Source organism: Massilia sp. BSC265 (genome assembly GCF_000740675.1).
Taxonomy (GTDB): domain Bacteria; phylum Pseudomonadota; class Gammaproteobacteria; order Burkholderiales; family Burkholderiaceae_D; genus Telluria.
The window spans coordinates 94,697-120,061 of record NZ_JPXI01000029.1 but is presented as its reverse complement, the minus strand read 5'-3'; the positions used below and the strand labels follow the sequence as shown (position 1 = coordinate 120,061).

The 25,365-nt window shown below is 66.6% G+C and carries 20 protein-coding genes; 12 read left to right on the top strand and 8 right to left on the bottom strand.

Annotated features, from left to right (window positions below):
• Nucleotides 1-157: 157 nt before the first annotated feature.
• The 3 genes from MA09_RS07690 (at nt 158) to MA09_RS07680 (ending at nt 3,357) form a co-directional block, all read left to right on the top strand.
• Complete coding sequence (locus tag MA09_RS07690; protein ID WP_051933264.1) at nt 158-1,093, top strand: alpha/beta fold hydrolase; 936 nt, start codon at nt 158-160, stop codon at nt 1,091-1,093.
• Between the two features lie 199 nt (nt 1,094-1,292).
• Nucleotides 1,293-2,738, top strand: a complete 1,446-nt coding sequence (locus MA09_RS07685) for an APC family permease (protein ID WP_081897474.1) — start codon at nt 1,293-1,295, stop codon at nt 2,736-2,738.
• Nucleotides 2,739-2,766: 28 nt separating this feature from the next.
• A complete protein-coding gene (locus MA09_RS07680) occupies nt 2,767-3,357 on the top strand; it encodes a cyclopropane-fatty-acyl-phospholipid synthase family protein (RefSeq protein ID WP_036246729.1) in 591 nt (196 codons plus the stop codon).
• 19 nt (nt 3,358-3,376) lie between these two features.
• Here MA09_RS07680 and MA09_RS07675 read toward each other — a convergent pair whose 3' ends face one another.
• Nucleotides 3,377-4,549: an MBL fold metallo-hydrolase gene (locus MA09_RS07675; protein ID WP_081897473.1), complete on the bottom strand. Its 1,173-nt coding sequence runs from the start codon at nt 4,547-4,549 to the stop codon at nt 3,377-3,379.
• 441 nt (nt 4,550-4,990) lie between these two features.
• On the opposite strand from MA09_RS07675, the gene zwf reads away from it, so the two are divergent.
• Nucleotides 4,991-6,457: a glucose-6-phosphate dehydrogenase gene (gene zwf, locus MA09_RS07670; protein WP_036246727.1), complete on the top strand. Its 1,467-nt coding sequence runs from the start codon at nt 4,991-4,993 to the stop codon at nt 6,455-6,457.
• Nucleotides 6,458-6,462: 5 nt separating this feature from the next.
• Here zwf and MA09_RS07665 read toward each other — a convergent pair whose 3' ends face one another.
• A complete protein-coding gene (locus tag MA09_RS07665) occupies nt 6,463-6,837 on the bottom strand; it encodes a DUF2784 domain-containing protein (protein ID WP_036246726.1) in 375 nt (124 codons plus the stop codon).
• A gap of 138 nt (nt 6,838-6,975) precedes the next feature.
• Between MA09_RS07665 and MA09_RS07660 the strand changes: the two genes are divergently transcribed.
• The 3 genes from MA09_RS07660 (at nt 6,976) to MA09_RS07650 (ending at nt 9,327) form a co-directional block, all read left to right on the top strand.
• Nucleotides 6,976-8,082 carry an alpha/beta fold hydrolase gene (locus tag MA09_RS07660; protein ID WP_229440605.1) on the top strand — a complete coding sequence of 369 codons (1,107 nt, stop codon included), beginning with the start codon at nt 6,976-6,978 and terminating at the stop codon, nt 8,080-8,082.
• A gap of 146 nt (nt 8,083-8,228) precedes the next feature.
• Complete coding sequence (locus tag MA09_RS07655) at nt 8,229-8,744, top strand: hypothetical protein (RefSeq protein WP_152594589.1); 516 nt, start codon at nt 8,229-8,231, stop codon at nt 8,742-8,744.
• Nucleotides 8,745-8,787: 43 nt separating this feature from the next.
• On the top strand, nt 8,788-9,327 hold the full coding sequence (locus tag MA09_RS07650; protein ID WP_036246722.1) for a DUF421 domain-containing protein: 540 nt from the start codon (nt 8,788-8,790) through the stop codon (nt 9,325-9,327).
• On the opposite strand, the gene MA09_RS07645 is transcribed toward MA09_RS07650, so the two are convergent.
• Entirely contained in the window at nt 9,286-9,858 is a 573-nt protein-coding gene (locus MA09_RS07645) for a GNAT family N-acetyltransferase (RefSeq protein ID WP_161783206.1), read from the bottom strand. The two genes, MA09_RS07650 and MA09_RS07645, sit on opposite strands and share 42 nt — an antisense overlap.
• A 98-nt stretch (nt 9,859-9,956) precedes the next feature.
• Between MA09_RS07645 and MA09_RS07640 the strand changes: the two genes are divergently transcribed.
• The gene (locus MA09_RS07640; protein ID WP_081897471.1) at nt 9,957-10,652 is read left to right on the top strand and encodes a trimeric intracellular cation channel family protein; all 696 of its coding nucleotides are present in this window, start codon (nt 9,957-9,959) and stop codon (nt 10,650-10,652) included.
• A 76-nt stretch (nt 10,653-10,728) separates the two neighbouring features.
• On the opposite strand, the gene MA09_RS07635 is transcribed toward MA09_RS07640, so the two are convergent.
• The gene (locus MA09_RS07635) at nt 10,729-12,045 is read right to left on the bottom strand and encodes an MFS transporter (RefSeq protein ID WP_036246720.1); all 1,317 of its coding nucleotides are present in this window, start codon (nt 12,043-12,045) and stop codon (nt 10,729-10,731) included.
• Nucleotides 12,046-12,184: 139 nt separating this feature from the next.
• The gene (locus tag MA09_RS07630) at nt 12,185-13,630 is read right to left on the bottom strand and encodes an NAD-dependent succinate-semialdehyde dehydrogenase (protein WP_036246719.1); all 1,446 of its coding nucleotides are present in this window, start codon (nt 13,628-13,630) and stop codon (nt 12,185-12,187) included.
• Nucleotides 13,631-14,295: 665 nt separating this feature from the next.
• Here MA09_RS07630 and MA09_RS07620 point away from each other — a divergent pair.
• Complete coding sequence (locus MA09_RS07620; RefSeq protein WP_036246716.1) at nt 14,296-14,850, top strand: hypothetical protein; 555 nt, start codon at nt 14,296-14,298, stop codon at nt 14,848-14,850.
• A gap of 27 nt (nt 14,851-14,877) precedes the next feature.
• Here MA09_RS07620 and MA09_RS07615 read toward each other — a convergent pair whose 3' ends face one another.
• Together MA09_RS07615 and MA09_RS07610 are read right to left on the bottom strand one after the other, a co-directional pair.
• Complete coding sequence (locus MA09_RS07615) at nt 14,878-15,756, bottom strand: SMP-30/gluconolactonase/LRE family protein (RefSeq protein WP_036246714.1); 879 nt, start codon at nt 15,754-15,756, stop codon at nt 14,878-14,880.
• Nucleotides 15,757-15,826: 70 nt separating this feature from the next.
• Nucleotides 15,827-19,183 carry a DUF4450 domain-containing protein gene (locus MA09_RS07610; RefSeq protein WP_200883042.1) on the bottom strand — a complete coding sequence of 1,119 codons (3,357 nt, stop codon included), beginning with the start codon at nt 19,181-19,183 and terminating at the stop codon, nt 15,827-15,829.
• 187 nt (nt 19,184-19,370) lie between these two features.
• Here MA09_RS07610 and MA09_RS07605 point away from each other — a divergent pair, with 187 nt between their 5' ends.
• Together MA09_RS07605 and MA09_RS07600 are read left to right on the top strand one after the other, a co-directional pair.
• Entirely contained in the window at nt 19,371-19,985 is a 615-nt protein-coding gene (locus MA09_RS07605) for an RNA polymerase sigma factor (protein WP_229440604.1), read from the top strand.
• Nucleotides 19,969-20,940, top strand: a complete 972-nt coding sequence (locus tag MA09_RS07600; protein ID WP_036246710.1) for a FecR domain-containing protein — start codon at nt 19,969-19,971, stop codon at nt 20,938-20,940. Before MA09_RS07605 ends, MA09_RS07600 begins: the two co-directional genes overlap by 17 nt.
• A gap of 159 nt (nt 20,941-21,099) precedes the next feature.
• On the opposite strand, the gene MA09_RS24500 is transcribed toward MA09_RS07600, so the two are convergent.
• Nucleotides 21,100-21,666, bottom strand: a complete 567-nt coding sequence (locus MA09_RS24500) for a hypothetical protein (protein WP_152594588.1) — start codon at nt 21,664-21,666, stop codon at nt 21,100-21,102.
• On the opposite strand from MA09_RS24500, the gene MA09_RS07595 reads away from it, so the two are divergent.
• Nucleotides 21,659-25,291, top strand: coding sequence for a TonB-dependent receptor (locus MA09_RS07595; RefSeq protein ID WP_229440603.1), 3,633 nt, complete (start codon nt 21,659-21,661; stop codon nt 25,289-25,291). The two genes, MA09_RS24500 and MA09_RS07595, sit on opposite strands and share 8 nt — an antisense overlap.
• Nucleotides 25,292-25,365: the final 74 nt, after the last annotated feature.

The window sequence follows — 25,365 nt, the reverse complement described above, 5'->3', positions numbered from 1 at the left end:
CGATACTGCTGGGCGCACAATTCGATGTCAATTCGTAAAACTTGCACTTGGGCATATTTACAACAAACGGCGCACGCCAGGGTCCGCCGTCAGGCTCGTGTAAGCCACGGATGGCGCAGGCTGCTACACTTTCCGCTTCACCAGCCCGTATCCTCGTATGGATGACTCCCTGTTTCCCGGCTTCCGCGCCTTCAGCACCGAGCCCGCCGACGGCGTCACGATCGCAGGCGTGATCGGCGGCGCCGGCCCGCCGCTCCTGCTGCTGCACGGCCACCCGCAGACCCATGCGATCTGGCACAAGGTCGCGCCGACCCTGGCGCAGCACTTCGCGGTGGTGGCCTGCGACCTGCGCGGCTACGGCGACTCGTCCAAGCCCGCCGGCGCACCCGACCACGCGAACTACAGCAAGCGGACCATGGCCGCCGACATGCTCGCAACGATGTGCGGGCTCGGCTTCGACCGCTTTCGGGTGATGGCCCATGACCGCGGCGCGCGCGTGGCGCACCGCCTGATGGCCGACCACCCGCAGGCGGTTGAGCGCGCGGTACTGCTGGACATCGCGCCGACCCTGGCCATGTACGAAGGGACCGGCGAGGCGTTTGCGCGCGCCTACTGGCACTGGTTCTTCCTGATCCAGCCGGCGCCCTTGCCCGAACGGCTGATCGAGGCCGACCCGGCCGCCTATGTCCGCGACGTCATGGGCCGGCGCAGCGCAGGCCTGGCGCCGTTCGATGCGCGTGCACTCGCCGAGTACGCGCGATGCCTGGCCCTGCCCGGCACCGCCCACGGCATCTGCGAGGACTACCGGGCCGCCGCAGGCATCGACCTGGAACACGACCGCGCCGACCGCGACGCGGGGCACCGCGTCGACATGCCCTTGCTGGCCTTGTGGGGCGAACAGGGCGTGGTGCGGCGCTGCTTCGATCCGCTGCATGAATGGCGCAAGGTTGCCACGCAGGCCGAAGGCGAGGCCCTGGACTGCGGCCACTACATCCCGGAAGAAGCGCCCGAGGCACTGCTGGCGCGCGCGCTGCCATTCCTGCTGGAGGACACGTTCCAGGACGACCGCATGGCCGGCCTCGCCTCCAAGTAATGTCGCGAAAGATGGCCGGCGGCGCGGCCGGATAACCAGGCAGACCCGCCGTTTCAGGCGCGCGCCACGCTCGATACCGCTTCCATATAATCCACGCCGCAGGACCACTCGCCCAGCGACGCGGCCCTGTACACGATGCTCCACGGGCCGGTACGCGCTTCGCCGGCAAAGTTCCCTCTATCACGTTGATCGGCACCATATGGACCGTACCGATGAGGAAGTGTTTGCATTAAACGGCAAGGGCGGCGGCAAGGACAGCGAGCCGCGCCGGCTCCTCGGCCTGCGCCAGGCCGTGGCCCTGATCGTTGGCGTCGTCATTGGCGCCGGGATTTTCAAGTCTCCCTCCATCGTCGCCGGCCTCAGTGGTAGTGCCGAGTGGATGTTTGCCATGTGGATCCTCGGGGGCCTGGTCTCGCTGGTCGGCGCGCTGTGCTATTCCGAACTCACCACCGCCTATCCCCATCCCGGCGGCGACTACCATTTCCTGCACCGTGCCTACGGCCGCTCCACCGCCTTCCTGTTCGGCTGGGCGCGCTTCGCGGTGATCACCACCGGCTCGATCGCCCTGCTGGCCTTCGTGTTCGGCGACTACATGCAGCAGGCCGTGCCGCTCAGCATGCTGCCCGACGGCTGGGGCAGCACCGCCTACGCCTGTGGGGTGATCGTCATCCTGTCGCTGGTCAACCTGCAGGGCCTGCGCACCGGGGCCGGCACCCAGATGTGGCTGACGCTGGCCGAGATCGGCGGCCTGCTGCTGCTGGTCGTGGCCGCCGCCTTCTTCACCGAGGCCGCGCCGGCCGCGGCGCCCGTCCAGAGCGCCGCGGCGCAGGCCGGCACCCTCGCACCGACCTCCTTCGGCATGGCCATGGTCTTCGTGCTGCTCACCTATGGCGGCTGGAACGAAGCGGCCTACATCAGCGCCGAGATCCGCGGCGGCGCCGCCAGCATGGTGCGCGCCCTCACTTTCTCGATCCTGATCATCACGACCCTCTACCTGATGGTCACCTGGGCCTGCCTGCATGTACTCGGCATGCAGGGCATGGCCAAGTCCGAGGCGCTGGCGGCCGACGTCATGGGCGTCGCCTTCGGCGCCTCCGGCCAGAAAGTGATCTCGGTGCTGGTCGCCATCTCGGCCCTGACCTCGATCAACGCCACCATGATCGTCGGCGCCCGTACCGGCTTCGCGATGGGCCGCGACTGGCGCTCGCTGCGCAAGCTCGGCCAATGGAACGACGAAAACGGCACCCCGACGGTGGCGATGTCGATCCAGTGCGCCGCCGCCCTGCTGCTGGTCGGCGTCGGGGCGGCCTTTGGCGGCGGCTTCAAGGCCATGGTGGAATTCACGGCGCCGGTGTTCTGGCTGTTCTTCCTGCTCAGCGGGGTATCGCTGTTCGTGCTGCGGCGGCGCGAGCCCGACCTCCCGCGCCCGTTCCGCGTGCCGCTGTACCCCCTGCTGCCCCTGCTGTTCTGCGCCACCTGCGCCTATATGCTCTGGTCCAGCCTGTCCTACGTGTACAGCCAGTCGCTCGGCGGGCTGAACGCGGCCTGGATCGGAGTTGCCGTCCTCGCCAGCGGATTGCTGCTGCTGTTCTTCCTCGACCGGAAGGACGGCGCCGATCCTGCAGCAACAAGGTCCGTTCTCTAACCAACCCGAGCCACCTGAAGGAGTGCACATGCATACCGACGAACGCCGCCGTACCCTGCTGCTGTCCGCCGCCGCCGCGGCGGGCTCCATCCTGCTCCCGACCCGCGCGCTGGCGCAGGACCTGGCCGAGCCTTCCCGCCTGGACGTGCCCTACGTGCCCACGCCCCAGGAAGTCGTCGACCGCATGCTCGAGATGGGCAAGGTCGGCAAGAACGACGTGCTGTACGACCTCGGCTGCGGCGACGGCCGCATCGTGGTGACTGCCGCCAAGGTGCGCGGTGCGCGCGGCACCGGCATCGACCTGAACCCGGTGCGCATCGCCGAGGCGAAGGAGAACGCCAAGACGGCCGGGGTGGCCGACCGGGTCAACTTCAAGGTCGGCGACCTGTTCCAGGCCGACGTGTCGCCGGCCACGGTGGTCACGCTCTACCTGCTGCCCTCGGTGAACGTCAAGCTGCGCCCGCGCCTGTGGCAGCAGCTCAAGGTCGGCACCCGCGTGGTGTCGCACGCCTTCGACATGGGTCCGGAATGGCCGCCCGAGAAGAAGGAAGACGTCGACGGCCGCACCATCTACTACTGGACCATCACCCAGGCCAACAAGAAAGCCGTGCAGGCCTGAGCGGCCGCGCACCCCTCGGTCAGGGGCGCGAAGCTGCGGCGCCCGCAGTTGCGCCTGCCGCAACCGGCGCACCCGCCTGCGCCGGACTTGCCACAGCCTGCGGCGGCACACGGTAGGTCTCGCCGATGCGCAGCACGCGGAAGGCCTCCTCCGCCACGCCTTGGGCCCGGCGCGCCACGGCCAGGTCGCGTGGCGCCTGGTCGATGCGTTCCCGACCCATCGGGAACGTACCCCAATGCATACCGACACTGTGCCGCACGCGCAGCTCGCGGTGGATGCGCACGGCCTCGTCCGGGCTGACGTGGGAATTGCGGTACCACACCGGCTGGTAGGCGCCGATGCCGATCGCGGCCAGGTCGAAGCCGCCTTCATAACGCGCAGCGATGTCCTGGATGTCCTTCGAGTAGCCCAGGTCGCCCGAGAAGAAGAAGGAGAAGCCGGGACGCGTCACCGCCCACGCGCCCCACAGGGTCCGGTTGCGGTCGTAGAGTCCGCGTGCGGACCAGTGGTGGACCGGCAGCAGCTGCAGCTGCAGCCCGCGCAAGCTGGTCTTGTCCCACCAGTCGAGCCTGGTAATGCGCGAGCGCTCGCCATCCGTCACGTTCTCCGCCAGCCACAGGTCGATGCCCAGCGGCGCATACAGCATCGGCGCCCCGCCCTTCTGGCGGTACAGGGCGCGCAGCGAATCGCGCGACAGGTGGTCGTAGTGCGAATGGCTGATCAGGATGGCGTCGATGTGCGGCAGATCCTCCATGGCCACGCCGGGCGCCTGCAGGCGTTTCGGGCCGGCGAAGGACAGCGGCGAGGCCCGCTCGTCGAAGACCGGATCGGTGAGGATGTTGACGCCGTCGCCGGTCTGCAGGAGGAAGGTCGCGTGGCCGATCCAGGTGAGGGCCGGCTCGGTCCTGTTCGCATGGATATAGCTCAGGTCGGGCCGCACGGTCGGCACCGGCGCCAGCGGCGCGCGCTCGGCGCCGTCCGAGGTCCAGTTCCTGATCCGAGCGGCCCAGCCCTCGAAGAAGCCGGTTTTCGGCCGCTGGTAGGCCGGATTCGGCGGGTAGTTGTTGGCAAAGCCTTCCGGCCGGTGGTGCGGTTGGCCCGGGTCATAGTAGGGATTGACATGCGCGCAGCCTTGGAGCAGGGAGGCGGCAATGACGATGCTCGGTACGGCAACGCGGGCGAGATATCGCATGAAAGACGCGGGAAGATTGAAAACGCCGAGTATAAGGCATCGGGTGCGGCGCATCCGGCGCAGTATCAGAGCGGCCCGGAAGCGTGCAAAGAAAATATGACCCGGAGGCGCAACTTGCAAATTCTATTTGCACAAACGGCAATAAGAGCAAATTTCCTGTGCCACGCCGCGTACCCGGTACAGCCTGGCCCGGAGGGCCATCGCGCATTTTGCCATTTCCTTATTATTGCTAAGGATGTAAGCTACAGGGCCCAGCGCGAGCGCTGGCGACGCCCGCGGCCCATCCCTGCCGCGGGCGCTCCCGTCTGGCCACGAGCAGGACGTCCCGTGCGCATCCGCTGTCATTCTGCTACCGTATCGAGGGCGGCCACGGCGGAGCATCCCGTGCCGGTGCAGCAGCGACCTCTTTAACTTATTTGGCTTTTTACTTTGGCTGGCAAAATGACCCCTTCGACAGATACTGATACCGGTCTCCCCCTCGACATGATCATCTTCGGCGGCATGGGCGACCTGGCGATGCGCAAGCTGCTTCCCGCGCTTTACATGGCCTTCCTGCACGGCAACCTGCCGTCCCACACCCGCATCATCTCGACCGGGCGCCAGGAGTTCGACCGTGAAGCCTACCTCCGCTTCGTCGAAGACAACTCGCGTTCCTTCATCGCGGGCGCCAACTTCAACGAGAAGACCTGGGACGGCTTCCTGCAGCTGCTCGAATTCGTGCGCCTCGACGTCCAGGCCGCACCCGACTTCAGTGCCCTGGCCAAGGCGTCGGAGCCGGGCGCGCAGCGCGTGTTCTACCTCTCCACCTCCCCTAGCCTGTTCACCACCATCTGCGAGAAACTGGCCGGCGCCGGCCTGGTCGATGCCAACGCGCGCGTGGTGCTGGAAAAGCCGCTGGGCCACGACCTCGCCTCCGCCATCGAGATCAACGAAGCGGTCGGCAAGCACTTCGCCGAATCGCAGATCTACCGCATCGACCATTACCTCGGCAAGGAGACCGTGCAGAACCTGATGGTGCTGCGCTTTGGGAACTCGATCCTGGAACCGCTGTGGCGCGCGCCGAACATCTCGAGCGTGCAGATCACGGTGGCCGAGGAAGTCGGCGTCGGCAGCCGCGCCGGCTTCTACGACAGCACCGGCGCCATGCGCGACATGGTCCAGAACCACCTGCTGCAGCTGCTGTGCATCGTCGCCATGGAGCCGCCCACCTCGCTGTCCCCGGACGCGGTGCGCGACGAGAAGCTCAAGGTGCTGCGCTCGCTGCGCCGCCTCAAGCTGGCCGACATCGCGCGCGATACCGTCCGCGGCCAGTACGTCCATGGCGTCAGCGGCAACCAGGAGGTGAACGGCTACCTCGAAGAAAAGAACGTTCCGCCGGACAGCAAGACCGAGACCTTCGTGGCCCTGCGCGCCCACATCGACACCTGGCGCTGGTCGAAGGTGCCGTTCTACCTGCGCACCGGCAAGCGCATGGCGCGCCGCTCGTCCAAGATCGTGGTGGAATTCGCCAATCCGCCGTTCCCGTTATTTCCGGATATGCCGGGCGGCGTCGCCAACCGCCTCGTGATCGAGTTGCAGCCGGAAGAAGCGATCAAGCTGCAGATCATGGCCAAGCAGCCCGGCAGCGGCATGCAGATGCAGCAGGTGGCCCTGAACCTCGACCTGCAGTCGGCCTTCCAGCAGCGCCGCGCCGAAGCTTACGAGCGCCTCCTGATCGACGTGGTGCGCGGCCGCCTGACCCACTTCATGCGCCGCGACGAGCTCGAGGCGGCCTGGGCCTGGGCCGATCCGATCATCGAAGGCTGGGGGCTGCTGGACGAGAAGCCACACCCGTACGCGGCCGGTTCCTGGGGTCCGGCGGAATCGTTCGCGCTGCTGGCGCGCGACGGCTTCGCCTGGGTCGAGTAATCCTGTTACGAAGCCAAGGTCCTGCGCCGCGTGCGCAGGATCCAGGCGTACAGCACACCGTTGATGATGAGCACGCCGGCCGCCAGCCCCAGCTGCAGGCCGCGCGTCATCTCTCCCGGATAAATCAGGGGCAACAGGTAATGGTCGATGAAGCCGCCGCTGTAGCCGGACCCGCCTGCGAGCAGGCGCATGTGGTTTTCCACGTAGGTGAGCGGGCAGATGGCGCCGAGCACCTCGATGCCGAAGCCCCAGGCCGCGGCAAGGAGGTGCAGGGGCAGCAGGCGCGGCCGGCGCAGCACGAGCAAGGCGCCGAACACGACGAACAGGATGAAGCCGAGGTGCAGGAGCAGCACGGCATCCGCTAGGAAACGATAGACCATGCCTGAACGGTCTTGCAGGAAACGACTGGAAGCACCAGTTTAATACGTCGCAAAATCCCGCGCCATACGCCCCACGCACGATTGAAGCCCGGGGCCGGGGGGCGTACAGTAGCTGTCTTCGAACCCGATGAGAACGCCATGGACGCACCGACTCCGCACGCCTTTGCCCTGCCTTCGTTTGCTTCGCTTGGAGCAATTGCACTCAAGAACATGGACCGCAGCCGCCAGGCGCGCGGCAAGATGCTGGAGCGGGCCGGTTACGGTCCGCAGGAAACCCCTTTCACCGTCCTCCATAGCGAACCGGGCCTGAACCTGCGCCGCTTCGGCGGTTCCAACGCCGACGGTCCCGCCGTGCTGCTCGTTCCCGCACCCATCAAGCGCTCCTACATCTGGGACCTGTCGCCCGAAATCAGCGTCGTGCAGCGCTGGATGGAGCGTGGCTACCAGGTCTACCAGGCCGAGTGGACGCCCCTCCCGGACGATGGCGAAGACGACGACTTCGGCCTGGACGACTACGGCGACCGCCTGCTGGCCGCCAGCCAGCGTGCGATCGAGGCCGACAGCGGCAAGACGACGCTCACGATCGCCGGCCATTCGCTCGGCGGCATCCTGGCCGCGATCTACAGCTGCCTGCACCCGGACAAGGTCGAGGCGACCATCCTGCTCGAATCGCCCCTGCATTTCGAGAGGAAGTCCTGCTGCTTCACGCCGCTGATCGACTCCACGCCCCATGCACGGCCGATCGCGGATGCGTTCCACCAGGTGCCCGGCGTGTTCCTCAACATGATGAGCGCCATCGCCGAGCCCCATGCCTTCCAGTGGGAGCGCATGATGGACCGCTACCTGTCGCTGGGCAACCCGCAGCTGCTGACCACCCACATGCGGGTCGAGCGCTGGACCCACGACGAGTTCCCCCTGCCGGGCCGGCTGTTCACCGAGCTGGTCGAGCAGCTCTACCGCAACGATGAATTCATGCAGGGAAAGCTGGCCATCGGGGGCCGCCGCATCGGCCCGCAAGACCTGCGCGCGCCGCTGGTGAGCGTGGTCGACCCGCGCAGCAAGGTCATTCCGGAGGCGGCGCTGCGCCCCTTCCACGAGGCCGCGGCGAGCGAACGCAAATGCCTGCTGCACTATGCGGGCGATGTCGGGGTCAACCTGCAGCACGTGGGCGTGCTGGTCGGCGCCAGCGCCCATGCCCGCATTTGGCCCGCGATCTTCGACTGGCTTGCAGGCGCCCGGCACTAAGCTCGGTGCGTCGTGATCCCGGTGGGGCCGCCGACGGGAAACAATATTGGCGACAGAGTTTTGCGGTGACGCCGTCGCCGGCCGCACACCGGCCTGCGATCATCGCACACCAGTCCTCCGACCGGGACCAGCGCGAGGGAAGAGCATTGAACAGGGAAGACGCCGCAGGACCGCCCGGGCGCGCGCCCGGAATCGAAGAAGTGTCGCGCGAGCTCGGCGCCGACGCGACGCTGCAGCGCGCAGCATGGATCCTGCTGAGCGTCCTGCTTGCCGCGGTCGCGCTGGGCCTGTTCGGCCGCGGCGGGCCGCTGAGCGATGTGGAGCTTGCCGCTCCCGACGGATCGCTGGCGCTCGGCTACCAGCGCTTCATCCGCTACCACTCGCCCGACGAATTGACCGTGAGCGTTCTCGCACAGGGCCAGGAGACGAGCATATGGCTGGATGCGCAGTACGCCGGCCAGATCCAGATCGAGCGGGTGACGCCCGAGCCGGCACAGGTCGTCAGCGAAGGCGGCGCACTGCGTTTCGTCTTTCACACGACGCCGGGCGCCCGGCTGCGCGCCACCTTCCACTTTGCTTCCCAGCACTACGGGCCCCTCGAAGGCTGGGCTGCCGCCGGCCGCGGACCACGCGTGCCGATCCGCCAGCTTACCTATCCCTGAGCTATCCCTGAGCTATCCCTGAGCTATCCCTGAGGAGCCCGCCATGGAACTCATCCTGCGCGCCGCCGCCATCTACATCGTGCTGCTGGTACTGTTCCGCGTGCTGGGCAAGCGCTCGCTGGCCCAGTTGTCGGCGTTCGACCTGGTCCTGTTCCTGATCGTCAGCGAAGCCATCCAGAATGCACTGGTGGACGAAGACAAATCGGTCGTCATGGGCCTGACGGTGATCCTCACCTTCCTGCTGCTGGACCGCGGCCTGTCGGCACTGAAGCGCCGCTACAGCGGCTTCGAGCGCCTGACCGAAGGCACGCCGCTGCTGCTGGTGGAGCGCGGCAAGGTGCTCGAAGAGAATGCGACGAAGTCGCGCATCACCCTCAGCGACATCCTGCAGACCGCGCGCGAGACCCAGGGCCTGGAAAGCCTGGAGCAGGTCAAGTACGCAGTCATGGAAACCTCGGGCGCGATCTCGATCATTCCCATGGACGCCAGCCCGGAGCCGTCCGCCGGGCGCCTCGACGCGCTCGAGCGCAAGCTCGACACGCTACTGGCACGGATGACCGACAGCCCGGATCGCAGTGCCTGAGACGGCGGGTGCAGCAGACCGGTGTGGGCCCGCACGCCAGCGCAGCTGCAGGACCACGGCGTCCTCCGCCTCGACGGCAAAACCCAGTGCCGCGTACAGCCGGCGCGCGCCGGCATTGTCCCTGCGCACCGCCAATGTCACATCGCGCCCGTCGAGCGCGGCCTGGCGCTGCAGGCGGCGCAGGGCCTCGCCTGCGACACCCTGCTTGCGCGCCTGCGGCAATACGGCGATATCGACCACCCGGACTGCGCCGGCCACGGCAGCCGTCACCAGCCGGCCCACCGGCCTGCGGTCCAGTTCCAGCACCTCGTACAGCGCCTCGGGATAGCTGCTGCGGTAGCCGGCCACCTGCATCTGTTGCTGCATGGCGATGAGCCCATCGACGTAGCGCGGATCGGCAAGCAGGCCCAGCAAGTCGTCACGCGTGGAGCGATACAGGTCGGCGAAGAAGGGCTGGTCGGACGGCTCGGCGGGACGGATGTGAAGGGCGGCAAGCGACATGGTGACTGGGATCGATAGAGTTTGCCTCACAGTATATCCGCCGGGCGGCAGGCTGGTCCACGGCGGCGGCATGCCGCGATCTGCGGTACCATGCCGGGTTTCTCTCCCATCTGGAATCAAGGATCCACGTGTTCGCCGTACTCGCTCTCGACATGGGAGCTGCCATGAAAACCCTGGTGCTGACCCTCGACCTGGTCGGCACCTTCGTGTTCGCCCTCAGCGGCGCCACCGCCGGCGCCCGGCGCCGCCTCGACATCTTCGGCGTGCTGGTGCTGTCTTTTGTCGCCGCCAATTCGGGCGGCATCGTGCGCGACCTCCTGATCGGCGCCACCCCGCCGGCGGCCATCAGCGACTGGCGCTACCTGGCCGTGTCGATCCTGGCGGGCCTGGTGATCTTCTTCTGGTATCCCGTCATCAACCGGCTGCGCAATGCGGTCCTCATCTTCGACGGCGCCGGCCTGGCCTTGTTTTGCGTCGCCGGCGCGCAGAAGGCGCTGGTGTTCGGCGCCGATCCATGGGCCGCCGCCCTGCTCGGCATGCTCACCGGCATCGGCGGCGGTGTCGCGCGCGACGTGCTGCTGAACGACGTACCCGCGGTGTTTCGTTCCGACATCTATGCGCTCGCCGCACTGGCCGGCGCCAGCGTCGTCGTCCTCGGCGACGCCCTGCGACTGCCCACCACGGCCACCGCCTGCGCCGGTGCCGCCCTGTGCTTCGGCCTGCGCCTGGCGGCGATCCGCTTCGGCTGGCACCTGCCCACCGCCCGCCATCCTGAGCAGGCGGAAGAGGAGGCGAAAGACCAGAAACGCGGCGAATACCGCTAGGGCCTGCGCAAGGCGTGTTGACGGGGCCTTCGCGCAAGCACGGCCCCGGCACGCGAGAACCCTCCGTGTCCTGCAGTTACTCGAGTGCACGCCGGCGCGACTCCAGGTCGACGCACGCGATCGCGATCGCGCCGATCACCAGGAAGCCTGCCAGCATCGCCAGCGCCAGCGTGAAGTGCGTCGCCATCACCGGCGCCACGATGCTCGGGGCGAACAGGCCGCCGAACCGGGCCACGGCGCCGGCCGTGCCCATCCCGCTCGCGCGCAAATCGGTCGGGTAGACCTCGGGCGTGAACGCATACAGCGCGCCCCAGGTGCCCAGCAGCGCAAAGCTCATCAACAGCGTCGACCCGACCACCAGCCAGGTGGCGTTGCCCAGGCTATAGGCCATGCAGCCGGCGGCGCTCAGCAGCAGGAAGCCGACCAGGGTCGGCTTGCGTCCCCAGCGCTCCACGCCGTAGGCCGACAGCGCGAAGCCGGGCAGCTGCACCAGCGCCAGCAGGATCAGGAATTCCTGCCCGCGCATGAAGCCGAACCCCTCGGCACTCAACTTCACCGGCAGGTAGACGAAGACGCCGTAGTAGGCGACCGAGATCAGCATCCAGGCCACGAACAGGGCGATGCTGCGGCGGCGCAGCTTGCCGGCGAACAGCGCGGACATCGGCTGCTTGCCGCCGGTGTCCGGCTCCAGTTGCGGAATCTCGACCTGGCGGCCGTTGACCGCGGCCACGCGCGCCAGCACCGCCCGGGCCTGCTGCCCCATGCCGCTCCGGTTCAGGTACATCGGCGACTCGGGCACGAACAGGCGCAGCACGACGCCGATGAGCGCCGGCAGGCCGGTCACCAGGAAGATGACGCGCCAGGCATCGTCTCCCCAGCGCAGCGCCACCAGGGCCAGCACCGCCAGCAGGATGGTGCCGACGGCCCAGAAGGATTCGAGCAGCACCAGCCAGCGGCCGCGCCGGTCGCTGGGCAGGAATTCTGCCATCATCGTGTAATCGACGGGCAAGGTGCCGCCCACGCCGACACCGGTCAGGAAGCGCAGGACCAGCAGCCAGGCCAGGTCCGGCGCGAACGCGGATGCGACACCGAAGCAGGCATCGACCAGCACCGCCGCCATCAGCACCGGGCGCCGCCCGATCCGGTCCGCCAGACGGCCGAAGCCGAAGGCGCCGACCAGCATCCCCACGAAAAACCAGGTGCCGGTCTGGAGCGCTTCCGGCAAGGGCACGCCGAAGGTACTGGCAATGGATGGGGCGCTGAAGCCGATCGACAGCACCTGCATGGCGTCGGCCATCCAGACCAGCCCGAAGATGGCGAACAGCCGGTACTGGAACCGGCCGACGCCGGCCGCCTGAAGGCCCTGCTCTACCGTCGCCGTCATGGTGGACATCGTCGTTTCCCCTCAATGAGCCCGCGAGCTCGCGTCGACGCAGTTTGCCCCAACGATCAATACCGGACAGTGCAATGGAAAACAGATGCGCATAAAAAATGCCCGCCGGAGCGGGCATCCGTATGCGGCAATCCTGCCCTTACACGCCGACCATGGAAATGGCCTTGGTGTTGAGGTAGGACTCCAGGGCTTCCGGACCACCTTCCGAACCGTAGCCGGAATCCTTGATGCCGCCGAAAGGCAGCTCGGCGCTCGGGGTGGCCGGCTGGTTGATCCACAGCATGCCGACTTCCACGCTGTTCATCAGGAGCTGGGCATTCTTGATCGAACGGGTGAAGGCATAGCCGGCCAGGCCGTACGGCAGGCGGTTGGCTTCCGCGATCGCCTCCTCCAGGCTGGCGAAGCCGCGCACCGCCGCCACCGGGCCGAACGGCTCGTCGTTGAACACGCTCGCCCCCAAAGGCACGTCGGCCAGGACCGTCGGCGCGAAGAAGTTGCCGGCGTCACCGACACGCTCGCCGCCGGTGGCGACGACCGCACCCTTGGCACGGGCATCTTCAACGAACTGGGCCATGGCGCTCAGGCGGCGCGGATTGGCCAGCGGGCCGAGGGTCGTCCCTTCCGCCAGGCCGTCGCCCAGCTTCAGGCCTTCGGCGTGCGCCACCAGCGCGCGGGTGAATTCGTCCTTGATCGCGTTGTGCACCAGGAAGCGGGTCGGCGAGATGCACACCTGGCCGGCATTGCGGAACTTGGCCGCGCCTGCCGCCTTGACGGCCAGGGCCACGTCGGCGTCCTCGGCGATGATCACCGGCGCATGGCCGCCCAGCTCCATCGTGACGCGCTTCATGTGGGCGCCGGCCAGGGCGGCCAGCTGCTTGCCGACCGGGGTCGAACCGGTGAAAGTCACCTTGCGGATGATCGGGTGCGGGATCAGGTAGCCCGAAATCTCGGCCGGGTCGCCGAACACCAGGCCGACGACGCCCGGTGGCACGCCGGCATCGACGAAGCACTGGAACAGGGCCGCCGGCGAGGCCGGGGTTTCTTCCGGCGCCTTGCACAGGAACGAGCAGCCGGTGGCCAGGGCCGCAGCCAGCTTGCGGACGACCTGGTTGATCGGGAAGTTCCACGGGGTGAAGGCGGCAACCGGGCCGACCGGCTCCTTCAGCACCAGCTGCTGGGCAGCCGGATTGCGCGACGGCACGATACGGCCGTAGACGCGCATGCCTTCCGCGGCGAACCAGTCGATGATCTCGGCGCCGGCCATGGCTTCCATCTTGGCTTCGGCCAGCGGCTTGCCCTGTTCCTGGGTCAGCAGGCGGGCGATGTCGCCGGCGCGCTCGCGCAGCAGGTTGGCGGCGCGCCGCATGGTGGCGGCGCGCTCGGCGGCCGTGACCTTGCGCCAGGTCTCGAAGCCCTTTTGGGCGGCCGCCAGGGCGCGGTCCAGGTCTTCGGTGCTGGCGTGGGCCACGGTGCCGATCGTCTGGCCGGTGGCGGGATTCACCACCGGGATCGTCTTGCCGCCCGTGGCGTCTTGCCATTCGTTGGCGATGAGGAGTCGGGTATCGGGGTAGCTGGAAGTCGTCATGGAGCCTCAAGTCCTGTGTTGAATGGATCGTAAATCATGATCATAACCGTTGTTTGCGTACACTGCAGGCTGGCACAGGCGCGGGCCTTGCCGGGGCGCCAGGTCCTCCGTGCGCATCGGCCAACAAGAAAGCCCGCCGGAGCGGGCTTCCTGCTCGCACACGGTCGGGCCATGAATCGGCACATCCATCGGATAGCTGCTGGTGATTCCGGTAAGGAATCGAACGACCAGCCCCTGTTCCTATCGCTTGGGTGGATGTCCATTGTTGATTAGAACAAGCATCAGTAACACGACAGCTGCGAAATGATTGCTGTTCAGAACCGTCAGAAACTGGGTAAGAACTTCGATGGTTTGCATGAATGTCTCCTGTCGAATATGCATGTGCGCCTGTCGCTGTCCCTCCCCCGCAGGGATCAGGCCAGCCTTTTCTTGGGAGGCAGTCATTCGACACGCACCGGGCTCAGCAGTTTGGGAGGTTTGCTTGCTTGCTGAGGCTTATCAACGGTACTAGGTATAGGTCCTAGGTACCTAGCGTTAGAAATGAGGAAAGAGACAGACGACAGGTGATGGAGCTCAAGTGGACGCAAAGACAGCGAAACTCGGTGCGTTTGATTCCATACAATCCTTGGAGCGGTAATGTCGAGCCAAAGAATGTCGAAAAGCCAATGAAAAGCGTCATCGTCTATACGGGGAAGGATTTGCGCCGCATGCGGGAGGAAGGCGGCTGCGGCCATTGGACCGCCAGCCCGATCCGCGTCGAAGCGGCCGAATACCTCGTCTGTGTCAGGAACCGTCGCGAGCAATGGGCCGCGATGGACTACCCCCATGGCGTCGCTTTCCTCATCGCGCAGATCACCCGTACCAAGCCCTCGACGCATGCCGCCAGGATTACGATTGAATTCAGCAGCTATGCCATGCTCGATATTGCCGATGCCTGGCAACTCCTCGCCAAGGGTCAGCGCTTTCCCGTGGCTTACCTCGAAACCGACGAACTCTTCCGCAGGCTGCAACTGAAGCAGGACGAACTGGTCTGGCAGCAGCTGACGGGCGATCCGGTCTCCCTGCAGGTCGCAGAGCCGGCCGTTTCCTACGCGGCGGCACCGGCTCCCGACCGGGGAAAAGCGCCGAGCTTTTCCAACACGATCGCCGAGGCCAAGAGCAAGCTGGCCGAATCCCTGGGCATAGCTTCCGAGAAGATTGAGATAACGATCCGCCTGTAACGCAAAGCGGAAAGCGAACCGGGACGGCTATGGCAGCGCCAGCACCGTATGGGGCAGTCCTGGCGTATCGACACGGAAGGCGAACAGGCCGCCGGCCAGGGGCTGTTCGTGACGCTGTGCGGGCGTCAGTCCCTTCCAGGCCGTGGTCACATACGCCGTGCACAGGTCCTCGCCGCCGAAAGCCAGCTTGGTGATGTTCGTGCATGGGAATTGGACAGTGCCCACCAGGCGTCCCGCGGCCGTGTAGCGTTCGATCCGGCCGGCGCCGAACAGGGCGATCCACAGGTGGCCGTCACTGTCGACCGCCATGCCGTCCGGGCGGCTGCCTTCCGGCAGCTGCAGGAAGACGCGCTTGTTGGCGAGCACGCCGTCGTCGCGCAGGTCGAATGAGTACACGCGGCGCAACGGCGTATCCGTGTGATACAGGGTCCTGCCATCCGGGCTGGTCGCCGGTCCGTTGGTGATGAAGTAGCCACTGTCGGCGCGCGCCAGGCTGCCGTCCCGCCCGAGGCGGTACAGCGAGCCAGTCGCCTGTACCTGCGCATCGTCCATCGATCCGAACCACAGGTTGCCGCCTGCGTCGACATGGCCGTCATTGAAGCGGTTACCCGGCAAATCTTCCTTGACCTTGCGCAGCGGCGCGAACTCGCCGCTCGTCTCGTCGAACCGGTACAAGCCGTCTTCCAGCGCGCAGACCATGGCGCCGCAGGACGCGGGGACGACGAAACCGACCTGGCCGGGCGCATCCCAGCTGTGTCGCTCGCTGCCGTCGGCAGCGCAGCGGTGGATGCGCCGGCCCTTGATGTCGACAAAGTACACCGAGCGGGTGGCGGCATGCCAGAGCGCGCCCTCGCCCAGGTGGGCGCCTGCGGCCCAGATGCATTCGGGAGTCATCAATGTAGTCATCGGCGCATTGTAGCGCCGAAGCGGTGTCCGCAATGGACCGTGAACGATGCAACCACCCAGCGCCGACGGCTCAGTCGAGCGTCACCCCCATCAGACCCATCACGACATCATTAGCCAGGGTCCGCAATTCCAGGCTCTTCAAGGTCTTGCCGCGCTCAAGCGGCATCTCGAGCACGGTGGCGGAGCCGCCGTCGATCTTCCCACGCAAGTCCTGCGCAAGCGTCGCCGGGTCCGGCACCCGCGCCCGGGCAGTCTTCAGGTCGACGCGCACCGGCAGGCGTCCGCAATACGGGAACTGGTAGTCGTCGATGAAGTAATCCTGCTCGACCGGCCACCAGCTGTCGGGATTGTGCAGCGCCAGGCGGGTGCGGGTGCCGTCCGCGTAAGTGACGAGCACCTCGCCGTTGTCGATCCGGCTCTGCATGGCGTTGCTGGAACCGACCAGCAACAGGAACGCCCGCCCGGCCCTGCCCTGCAGCGGCACGCTGGCCTGCTTCGGATAATTGTCCCACTGCGAGGTGAACAGCACATTGGCCGCTTGCGGACCCGATGGCGTGGCAAAGCTCAAGCCGTTCGGCAGGCGCAGGACGCCGCCCTGCGCACGCAAGCCGCCGTCGTCGACCGTGGCCATGGCGTTCACGTGCCCGGCCCAGGCGCCGATGCCCTGAGACGGCAGGGACAGCGAAACATAGGGCGAGCGCGGTGACAAATACTTGCCCGGCTTGAACAGCTCGGTGACGCGGTCGTTGAACCAGGGCCCCAGGTCCACGTGGCGCGGCTTCACCGGTGCACCCGTGGTCCACGACGCGGGCTGCAGACTGCACGCCGGCTGCGGGGCAGCCTGTGGCACGCTCGACGCCTCCCACCACGTGAACGCGCCCTGGCGGACGCGCCGCAAGCCTTCTTGGGCCGGCGACGTCGCAACGGCCTGCGCCTGCGCGCCGATCGGCCGGCCGCGCCACCGGACGGTGACCTTGGTCTGCCTGCCGAACGGCAGTTCGACCCGCAGGCGCGGCGCAAACGCTTCGTCGCTGCTCGCGCTCCAGCGCGCCGGCTTGCCGTCGGCGAGGACGGATGCGACGGCGTCGCTCGCCGCGGGCAGCTCGAGCACCAGGCGACCGAAGCGCGCCGCCGGCTGTTCGACCGTCCAGCTTTCGATCGCGCCATCGCGGCGGAAGGCCAGCGTCACGCCCGGATGCTGCAGGCGCGCGTGCCGCCAGTCGCGCGGAAAGCCAGGACGAACCAGCAGCGTCCCGGCGAGGGCGTCCGGCCGCACACCAAATAAACCTTCCACCAGCGTGCGCGCCATCACGCCGGAGCCGTCGGCAAAGTCGCGCTGGGCCTCGCGCCGGTAGACGTCGAGGTAGTTCATGCTGCCGATGTTCCCTGGCGAGATTCCCATGTACAGGCTGGCCAGCAACGCCCCCTTGGCCAGCTCGAAGGCACTGTCGCTGCGCCCCGCCTGCCATGCCGCGAGCGCCGTGTGCAGCACCTCGCCCATCACCACGTTGTTGATGGACCAGGAATACGGCATCCAGTCCGTGGTCGGCAGCACGCGGTAGGGCCGGTCTGCGGGCACGCCGGGTCCCGCAATCGGGATCGGCCGCCGCTGGCGCTCGAGGTCGAGCACCATGCGCGCCGCCTCCAGGCGATCCGGCACGCGCGAATCCACCGCATGGTAGAAGCTCCACAAGCCGTAGCTGGGGTGCAGCAGCTGGCCGCCGAGCAGGTCGCGGTATTCGCCGAAGGCGCCGCGCTCCGGCATCCACAGGTAGCGGCGCATGGCGGCCCGGATACGCCCGGCCTCGAGCCGGTAAGGCGCCGCGTCCTTGCCGATCAGGCCGGCGATGCGCGCGGCCATGTCGTTGTGCCAGGCGTTGTAGGCCGAGGTATGGGTGGCGCCGCCGCCGTTGTAGTACAGGTCGTCGCTGGCCCAGATCGCGGCATAGCCTTCGTACAGGGGCAGCTTGCTTGGCCCGTACTCGCGCCGGAACAGGCGCCGCTCCCAGGCCAGGTGGCGCTCCAGCACCGGCCACACGGCTTTCGCGTAATCGAGGTCGCCGGTCCAGAGCAGGTGGCGCAACATCGCGTCGATGAAGCCGATGTTCATGTCGTAGTGCGACTTGCTCATGTCGCCGTTGCTGTGCAGGCCGGCTTCGTTGCGCGCCAGGTTGGTGGCCTGGTCGGCGGGAGGCAGCCGTGCCGGCACCGGGGACGTGTTTTGGCGCGCGGTCCATTCCATCAGGTTGCGGCGCGCGCGATCGTGCCAGCCCAGCGCATCGAGCGCGTACGGGCCGCGCCAGCCCAGCAGCTTGGTCCGCCAGGCGATCGCGCCGTGCATGATGGCGCCCTGCTCCTCGTCCCAGACTGCGTCGGCTGCGACGTTCAGCGCGCCCATGGCAGCATTCAGGTATGGATCGGGCGTGTCGATCCTGACCTGGCCGCGCAGCTGCGCGAAATGCCGCCCGGCCGCGGCGAAGCGCTCGGCCAGTTCATCGGGCCGGAAGGCGGCAGCACCGCTGCATTCGGGTGCAGGCCGGGCGTCGAGGGTGCTGCCGGCCTCGCGGTACACCGCCAGTTCGGGCGCCTTCCTGCTCCGGGTGACCTGGAAGGCCAGGTGGATGGGCTCCCCGCCCAGCGGCAAGCGGCCGACCGCGACCTGGCCATCCATGCCGGCGCCCAGCAATGCGGGCAGGTCATTCCACGCGGCTGCGTCGGCGCTGCGCACGGTAACGGGCTGCGCCGCCGTCGCCGTGATCGCCGCCCTGTCGTTGCTGACGGTGAAACCATAGGCGTGCAAGTCGACCGTGCTGCCGCGTGCGTACTCCGGCGCGAACTGAAAATACTGGCTGATCGGCACGGTCTCGGTACCAATGTCGCCGCCGCGGCGGCCCTGCGCCCCGTTGCCGGGGGCAAAAGCGAACACCAGCTCGGCCGCCTCCGGCAGGTCCTGCCCGCGCACTTGCAGGCCGAGGCCTTCCACGCTCGCGTAGGCGACTGCGGCCAGGTGGATGCGGCCGGCCGTTCCCAGCAGCGGATCGGCGATCTCGTAATGCAGCTCGCCGGGCCGGTAACGGGTGACGATGCTGCGGGCCGCGTGCAGCCACAGGACCCCCGCCGGCGTCTTGAGCCCGAGGCGGACATTGCCGCCGCGTCCGGGCAGGTAGAGCAAAAATTCGGGGCGGTCACCGCCGTCGACACGGAAGGCGGTGTTCCCGCCATACAGGGGCCGGTTGAAGAATTCGCCGCCATTCTCGATGACGAAGTCCTCGCCCTCGGGACGATAGCGCAGCGGGCGCGCCACCTGCCCGGCCAGGTTCGGGCGCGCCACCTCCACGCCTGGTTTATACGCTGCGGCCTCGGAAGCATGGCCGCCGGCCGACAAAGAACCGAGCGTCAGCAGCACGGCGGCGGGCAGGATGGGCATACGAATCTTCCTCATGTGGTCGTCCCTCAAGCATTACTTCGGCAGATAATATAGAGAAGGCAATCACTTCCATCGCGGGGCGGCGGCAAATTCTCAATGGCGTGAGTGAGTGAGAAATAACCGAGAAATAAATCGCTGAATCTTGAGGAAAAAAATTTCGTGCTCGTCTTAACAAGGGGAAGCACGAATGGGCGAGCTTATGGACACTGAAGTAGTTGATTGGCTGACAATAAATTTTCTGCCGCACGAGGCGGAGTTGCGCAGGATGCTGCGCCGCGTCTGCAGCGGCCCCGCCGAGATCGACGACGTCGTGCAGGAGACCTGTTACCGGATCCTGTCGATGCCCAGCCTGGACGGGATACGCGACCCGAAGCCCTTTGTCTTCCGCACGGCCAAGAACCTGGTCCTCGACCGCATCAAGCGCGACGCGGTAGTCAGGATCGAAGCCATGGCCAATCTTGAAGACCTGGACATCGCCGACTCGGCGCCCTCGCCGGAACGCGTGGTCTTCGCCCGCTCGGAACTGAAATGGGTGATCGGACTCGTCTCGCAACTGCCCGACCGCTGCAAGGCCGTGTTCCGGGCGCGCAGGATACACGGCCTGTCGCAGCAGGAAACGGCGGAAAGCCTGGGCCTGACCGACGGCGTCGTCGAACACGAGATGATGAAAGGGATGCGATTGATGTCGGAGATGATTGCCAGTCATGGCATGAACCAGGAAACCGCCGACATCCCATCCACCGCAAGAAAACGCCCTGGTACGAAACGCCTTATCAAAAAGAACAATGTCAACGATCGATAACGAAGCCTTCGAGTGGGTGGCGCGAAAATACGCGCGCGGCCTGGGCGCCCCCGAGAGCGTGGAGTTTGACGCATGGTATGCCGCCGACGTGCGGCACCAGGGCGCCTATGCGCGCGCCATGGCAATCTACAATGCGATCAACCTCGCGACCGCCCCGCAATCGCTGGCGCCCCAAGCCTCCATCGCGGGCGAACAGCCCTCGAGCCGGCGCGGATGGTTCAAATTTGGCGCCATGGCCGCCTGTGTGGTAGCGGCGGTCGGCGCCGTGAGCCTCACGGCCCTGCGCGAAGACCGGGTCCTGACCACGGCCAAGGGCGAGTTCCGCAAGGTGCCGCTGCAGGACAAGTCGATCGCCACGATCAACAGCGGCAGCCAGATCGAAGTCGCCTTCACCGAGAAGCAGCGCACGGTCAACCTGCGCAAAGGCGAAGCCTGGTTCGAGGTCGCCAAGGACAAGTCCAAGCCTTTTGTCGTCGAAGCCGGCGAAGCGCGCATCCGCGCGGTCGGCACGGCATTCTCCGTGCGGCGCTTCGCGAACGGCACCGAGGTGCTGGTCACCGAAGGCAAGGTCGAGGTCTGGGGCAAGGAGCGCACGGCCCAGCGGCGCCTGCTGGTCGAAGGCGATCGCGCTTTCCTGGCGCAGGACGCCGGCGCGATCACCGTGAGCCGCCAGCCTGTCGAAGTACATCGCAAACTGGCATGGAGAGAAGGCAAAGTGATCCTCAAGAACCAAACCCTGGACGACGCGGTGGCCGACTTCAACCGCTACAGCCCGAAGACGATCGTGATCGTCGACGCGGCGCTCAGGGAAAAGCGCTTGTTCGGCCAGTACAAGCTGGACGCCCCCGAGCTGTTTGCCCGCGATGTCAGCACGGTGCTGGACGTGCCGGTGGCCATCACGGCCGACACGATCTTCATCGGCCGCAAGGAAGGCGCGGTCCCGGACGGAAGCTGATGCCGGCCGGCCGACATCACGCCGCCCCGACCCTGTCCCATCGAACCGGATGCGCTTCCGAGAGCGCGTCCGGTTTTTTTTCATTCATCCCGCATCACCGACCACACATAGCACGGAAGCCGGCATGGCGCACCTGTTCATTCGTAGGGGTGCCCCCGTTCAGTCAGTTTCTTGAGTAATTAAGGCTAAGGGCGGCACGGCTTGATATTTGGAGGAACATTCAGCTTCGGTCATATTTTTGAGCGATTGGGTATTTGCATAAAGCAGCCTGAGGAAGACGCCGTCGCCGGCAGTCTTTACATACACGGAGCAGCATAGTTCCGACGAAAACAGATTAGAGGAGACGTGCATGAACCCCATGCACCCATACGCCAGCGCGGCCGGAATCATCCTGGCCGTGAGCATGGCTGCGCACGCGGGCGCCTCCAGCGCCCAGGAATTGCCGCGGCCCTTCAATATTCCTGCAGGCCCTGCGACGGAATCCATTCCGGAATTCGCGCGCCAGGCCGGCATCAACATATTGACCTCGGCGGACATCCTGGATGGCGTGAATACCGAGGCATTGAACGGCACATTCGTCATCTCCGAGGCGGTCGATCGACTTCTCGCCTGCACTAATCTGGTCGGACGGGTCAGCTCCGGCGGCACCGTGGTGATCCTGGCGCAAGCGCCCGGGTTACCTGGGAAACCCAATGACTCGAAAATATCGGAAGAGACAATGACCAAAAATACCCTCCCTGGCCGGCGCAAGGCGACATGCGTCGCGGTGTCGGCAGCCGTACTCATGATGGGCGCGCCGCTGTCGAATGCACAGGAACAGACGGCCGGCACGCAGGTGCAGATACCGGAGGCGAAGGCCCAGGCAGCCGGGCAGACGGCGCCCGCAGCAAACGGGAAAGCCGGCGACAGCGTGCAGCAGGTGAAGGTGGTCGCCACCCGCGCATCGCAGCAATCGAGCATCGACCGCAAGAAGAATGCCGCCACCGCGATCGATTCGATCGTCGCCGAGGACGTCGGCAGCCTGCCGGACCGCAATGTGGGCGAGGCGATCTCGCGCATCGCCGGCATCGCGCTGGACCGCGGCGACTTCGGCGAAGGCGTCACCGTGTCCGTGCGCGGCAACGGCCCGGACCTGACGCGCGTCGAACTGGACGGCCAGGCCGTGCAATCTGCCGGCGGCAGCGACATGGCCGGCGGCGGCGACGGCCGCGCCGTCGAATTCCGCCAGCTGTCCGCGGACCTGATCAAGAGCGTCGACGTCGTGAAGGGCTCGACCGCCGACATGACCGAGGGATCGCTCGGCGGCGGCATCCAGATCAAGACCCGTACCGGCCTCGACTTCAAGAAGCCGTTCGCCTCGCTGCGCCTGGCCGGCAGCCAGAACAGCCTGAACAAGAAGTGGCAGCCGGACGCCAACCTGATCCTGGCGAACAAGTACATGAACGGGCGCCTGGGCCTGCTGCTGAACGCATCGACCACCACGCTGGACAACGAAGGCCACAAGACCGAGGTCTCGGGCGGCGGCAACAACGGCTGGCAGGGTTACTACCGCCTGTTCGACTTCGACAACTCGCCGGAGAAGACCTTCAGCTTCCAGCCGGGCACCGTCAACACGGCCGACGCGACCAGCACGACTCCGCTGCTGCGCTCGCCCCTGACGAACGGCGGCTTCTTCAATGCATCCACGCCGCTGGAACTGGTCACCCGCTCGGGCGGTGCGCGGAGCAAGGACGAATGCCGCGCGATCTTCGCACCGATTTCGTCGACCCAGCTGAATCAGATTTCGGCGTCGGCACGAACCGCCGCGCAGAACCAGCGTACCAACGAGCTGAACACCTGCCTGAACCAGTGGAACGACTACACCCCGTCCGGTCCGCGCTACGTGATCCGGCGCGAAATCGACCGCCGCAAGAACCTCGACCTGCGCGCCGACTACAAGCTCACCAACGAACTGACCGTCTACTCGAAAGGCAGCTACAACAAGCGCCACAACGACATCAATACGCTGGCCTACTCGCTGGGTAATTTCTCGGTGCAGAACGGCAGTGCGAACGTGCGCCCCGGTTCCGCCGTGGTCGACGCCAACCACCACGTCTTGTCGTACACCTTCGACAATACCAACAGCAATGGCGTCGCAAGGACCAACCAGAGCCATGGTATCGGCGAGACCACCGCGCGCTACCTGCAACTGGGCGGCAACTTCAAGCGCGGCGGCTTCAACGTCGACTTCTTCGCGGGCGACGCCCAGTCCGACTTCAGGAAGGGCATCAAGGAGCTCTCGCTGAACGACTACTACGGCAGCGGCACGCTGAGCGTCATGCCGAACGGCCTGTGGACCTACAGCTTCCCGGGGGTCAATCCGATCACCGCAGCCGACGCCTCGCGCTTCGCCGCACTGTTCCCGCGCGGCGCCAGCGCCGCCATCGTGCCGACCGTGTACACGACGAACTCCGCGCCCGCCTACACGGCGGCCCAGCAGAATGCCGGCACCTCGTCGCCGAACCTGACCTGGGTGCCGACCGAGTACCATACCTCCGAGCGCACCGCGAAGGTGGACGCGACCTGGATCACGCCGGACGCCGTCCCCTTCTTCAAGCGCTTCAAGGCCGGCTACAACATGCGAGACAATCGCAACGACAACTGGAACATCAACAACGGCGGCTACAACCTGCGCGACCCGCAAGGCAGCTTCGGCACGCCGGGTTTCGTTGCGCCGATCGTGATGCCCTCGCCGACCTTGCGCAGCACCATGTATGCCTGCGCCGACACGCCGGGCTCGCTGGCGCCGGGCGGCAACAAGTGCGTGTACGGCTGGATCCCGAAGGGCGACATCCGCCAGTCGCTGGACGGCTCGATGGTCTACACCGTGCCCCAGTTCGTCGACATGCTGAACCAGGTCATGACGCTGAAAGCCACGCCGACCCAGTTCTTCCATGGCGCCAAGGACCGACCCTCCGGGCTGATCGAGAACTGGACCCAGGTCGACGTCGAAAAGCTGTTCGCAATTTCCCAGGTCGGCAACACCAACTTCAATTGCGTGAAGGAGTGCACTGCCAATGACGGCAAGGTCTACAAGCAGCCGGCCCAGCACCTGAAGGAGCGCACCGACGCCTTTTACCTGATGGGCGACTTCGGCCTCGACCACCTGCCGTTCACGGACCGTTCCCTGCCCTTCGGCCTGGAACTGGAAGGCAACGTAGGCGTCCGCTACGTGCGCACCAAGGTGCACGGCACCGGCATGATGAGCTTCACGGCCATCACCAAGACGCCCAGCTTCGACCCGAACTTCCCCGATGCCGTGGGTGGCACGACCACGATGCGGGTGCAGCAGGCCACGGCCACCAGTGCGAAGACCACCGATATCCTGCCGAGCCTGAACCTGGCCACCTGGCTGGTCCCGGACAAGCTGGTGCTGCGCTACAGCGGCGCCAAGACGGTGGCCCGGCCGCCGGTCTCGCGCCTGCTGGCCTCGGGTTCGTGCACCTACAACCAGGTGCAGGACGACCTGGGCGAGGACGCGCAGTCGTGCTCGGGCACGGTCGGCAATCCGGAACTGGCCGCGCAGAAGAACTTCAACCAGAACCTGTCGATCGAATGGTATCCGAACCGCGACACGATGCTGACGGCGACGGGCTTTCGCCAGGACGGCAAGATCGGCGGCGCGATCGCGCAGGGCGTGTCGCAGTCGCCGCTGTTCGCCAACTCGGACATGACCAATCCGGCGACCGGCGCCTCGCTGGCCGACCAGCTGTTCAACTACTCGACCTGGATGAACGGCGCCACGACGGGGCGCCGCGGCGTCGAGTTCAGCGGCAAGACGGCGTTCACCTTCCTGCCCTGGCTGCTGCGCTACACGGGCTTCGACGCGAACTACTCGAAGATGCACTCGACCACGTCGACGGCGAACATCGTCGACCTGCTGACCGGCACGCCGCTGCCGCCGCAGAACGAGCCGAAGTACACCTACAACGCAGCCTTGTGGTACGACGATGGCAAGCTGTCGGCGAGGGTCGCCCTGCAAGCCGTGGGCTCGTACTTCAACTGCATCGCGGCCTGCGGCAGGACCACCAGCATGTTCAACTACCCGAACGTGGGCGGCGGCCGCACCGGCGCGACCTACAACCCCGGGTCGCCGAACTTCACGGACGCCACGCGCTTCATCGACGCCAAGATCTCGTACAGGTATTCGCCGCAGATCGAGGTGTTCGTCGAAGGGCGCAACCTCGGCAATGCGATCGTCTCGCACAGCCAGGGTCCGTACGCGCCGTTCGCCGACGGCACGCCGAACATCCTGGACTACTCGTATTCGGGCCGCCGCATCATGTTCGGGGTGAACTTCCGCACGATGTAAGCCTCGCCATGCAAGAACAGCCATTCCCGCGCGAGCCGGAATGGCTGCTTTTTCGTAGGGTGGGCGGCTCCACT

Excerpts from the sequence above, each read along its gene's own strand:
- MA09_RS07630 (WP_036246719.1), bottom strand. The coding sequence starts at position 13,630 with ATGACGACTTCCAGCTACCCCGATACCCGACTCCTCATCGCCAACGAA.
- MA09_RS07620 (WP_036246716.1), top strand. The coding sequence starts at position 14,296 with ATGAAAAGCGTCATCGTCTATACGGGGAAGGATTTGCGCCGCATGCGG.
- MA09_RS07675 (WP_081897473.1), bottom strand. The coding sequence starts at position 4,549 with ATGCGATATCTCGCCCGCGTTGCCGTACCGAGCATCGTCATTGCCGCC.
- MA09_RS07635 (WP_036246720.1), bottom strand. The coding sequence starts at position 12,045 with ATGTCCACCATGACGGCGACGGTAGAGCAGGGCCTTCAGGCGGCCGGC.
- MA09_RS07600 (WP_036246710.1), top strand. The coding sequence starts at position 19,969 with ATGTCAACGATCGATAACGAAGCCTTCGAGTGGGTGGCGCGAAAATAC.
- MA09_RS07595 (WP_229440603.1), top strand. The coding sequence starts at position 21,659 with ATGACCAAAAATACCCTCCCTGGCCGGCGCAAGGCGACATGCGTCGCG.
- MA09_RS07650 (WP_036246722.1), top strand. The coding sequence starts at position 8,788 with ATGGAACTCATCCTGCGCGCCGCCGCCATCTACATCGTGCTGCTGGTA.
- MA09_RS07690 (WP_051933264.1), top strand. The coding sequence starts at position 158 with ATGGATGACTCCCTGTTTCCCGGCTTCCGCGCCTTCAGCACCGAGCCC.
- MA09_RS07615 (WP_036246714.1), bottom strand. The coding sequence starts at position 15,756 with ATGACTACATTGATGACTCCCGAATGCATCTGGGCCGCAGGCGCCCAC.
- MA09_RS07685 (WP_081897474.1), top strand. The coding sequence starts at position 1,293 with ATGGACCGTACCGATGAGGAAGTGTTTGCATTAAACGGCAAGGGCGGC.
- MA09_RS07680 (WP_036246729.1), top strand. The coding sequence starts at position 2,767 with ATGCATACCGACGAACGCCGCCGTACCCTGCTGCTGTCCGCCGCCGCC.
- MA09_RS07610 (WP_200883042.1), bottom strand. The coding sequence starts at position 19,183 with ATGCCCATCCTGCCCGCCGCCGTGCTGCTGACGCTCGGTTCTTTGTCG.
- MA09_RS07605 (WP_229440604.1), top strand. The coding sequence starts at position 19,371 with ATGGGCGAGCTTATGGACACTGAAGTAGTTGATTGGCTGACAATAAAT.
- zwf (WP_036246727.1), top strand. The coding sequence starts at position 4,991 with ATGACCCCTTCGACAGATACTGATACCGGTCTCCCCCTCGACATGATC.
- MA09_RS07660 (WP_229440605.1), top strand. The coding sequence starts at position 6,976 with ATGGACGCACCGACTCCGCACGCCTTTGCCCTGCCTTCGTTTGCTTCG.
- MA09_RS07665 (WP_036246726.1), bottom strand. The coding sequence starts at position 6,837 with ATGGTCTATCGTTTCCTAGCGGATGCCGTGCTGCTCCTGCACCTCGGC.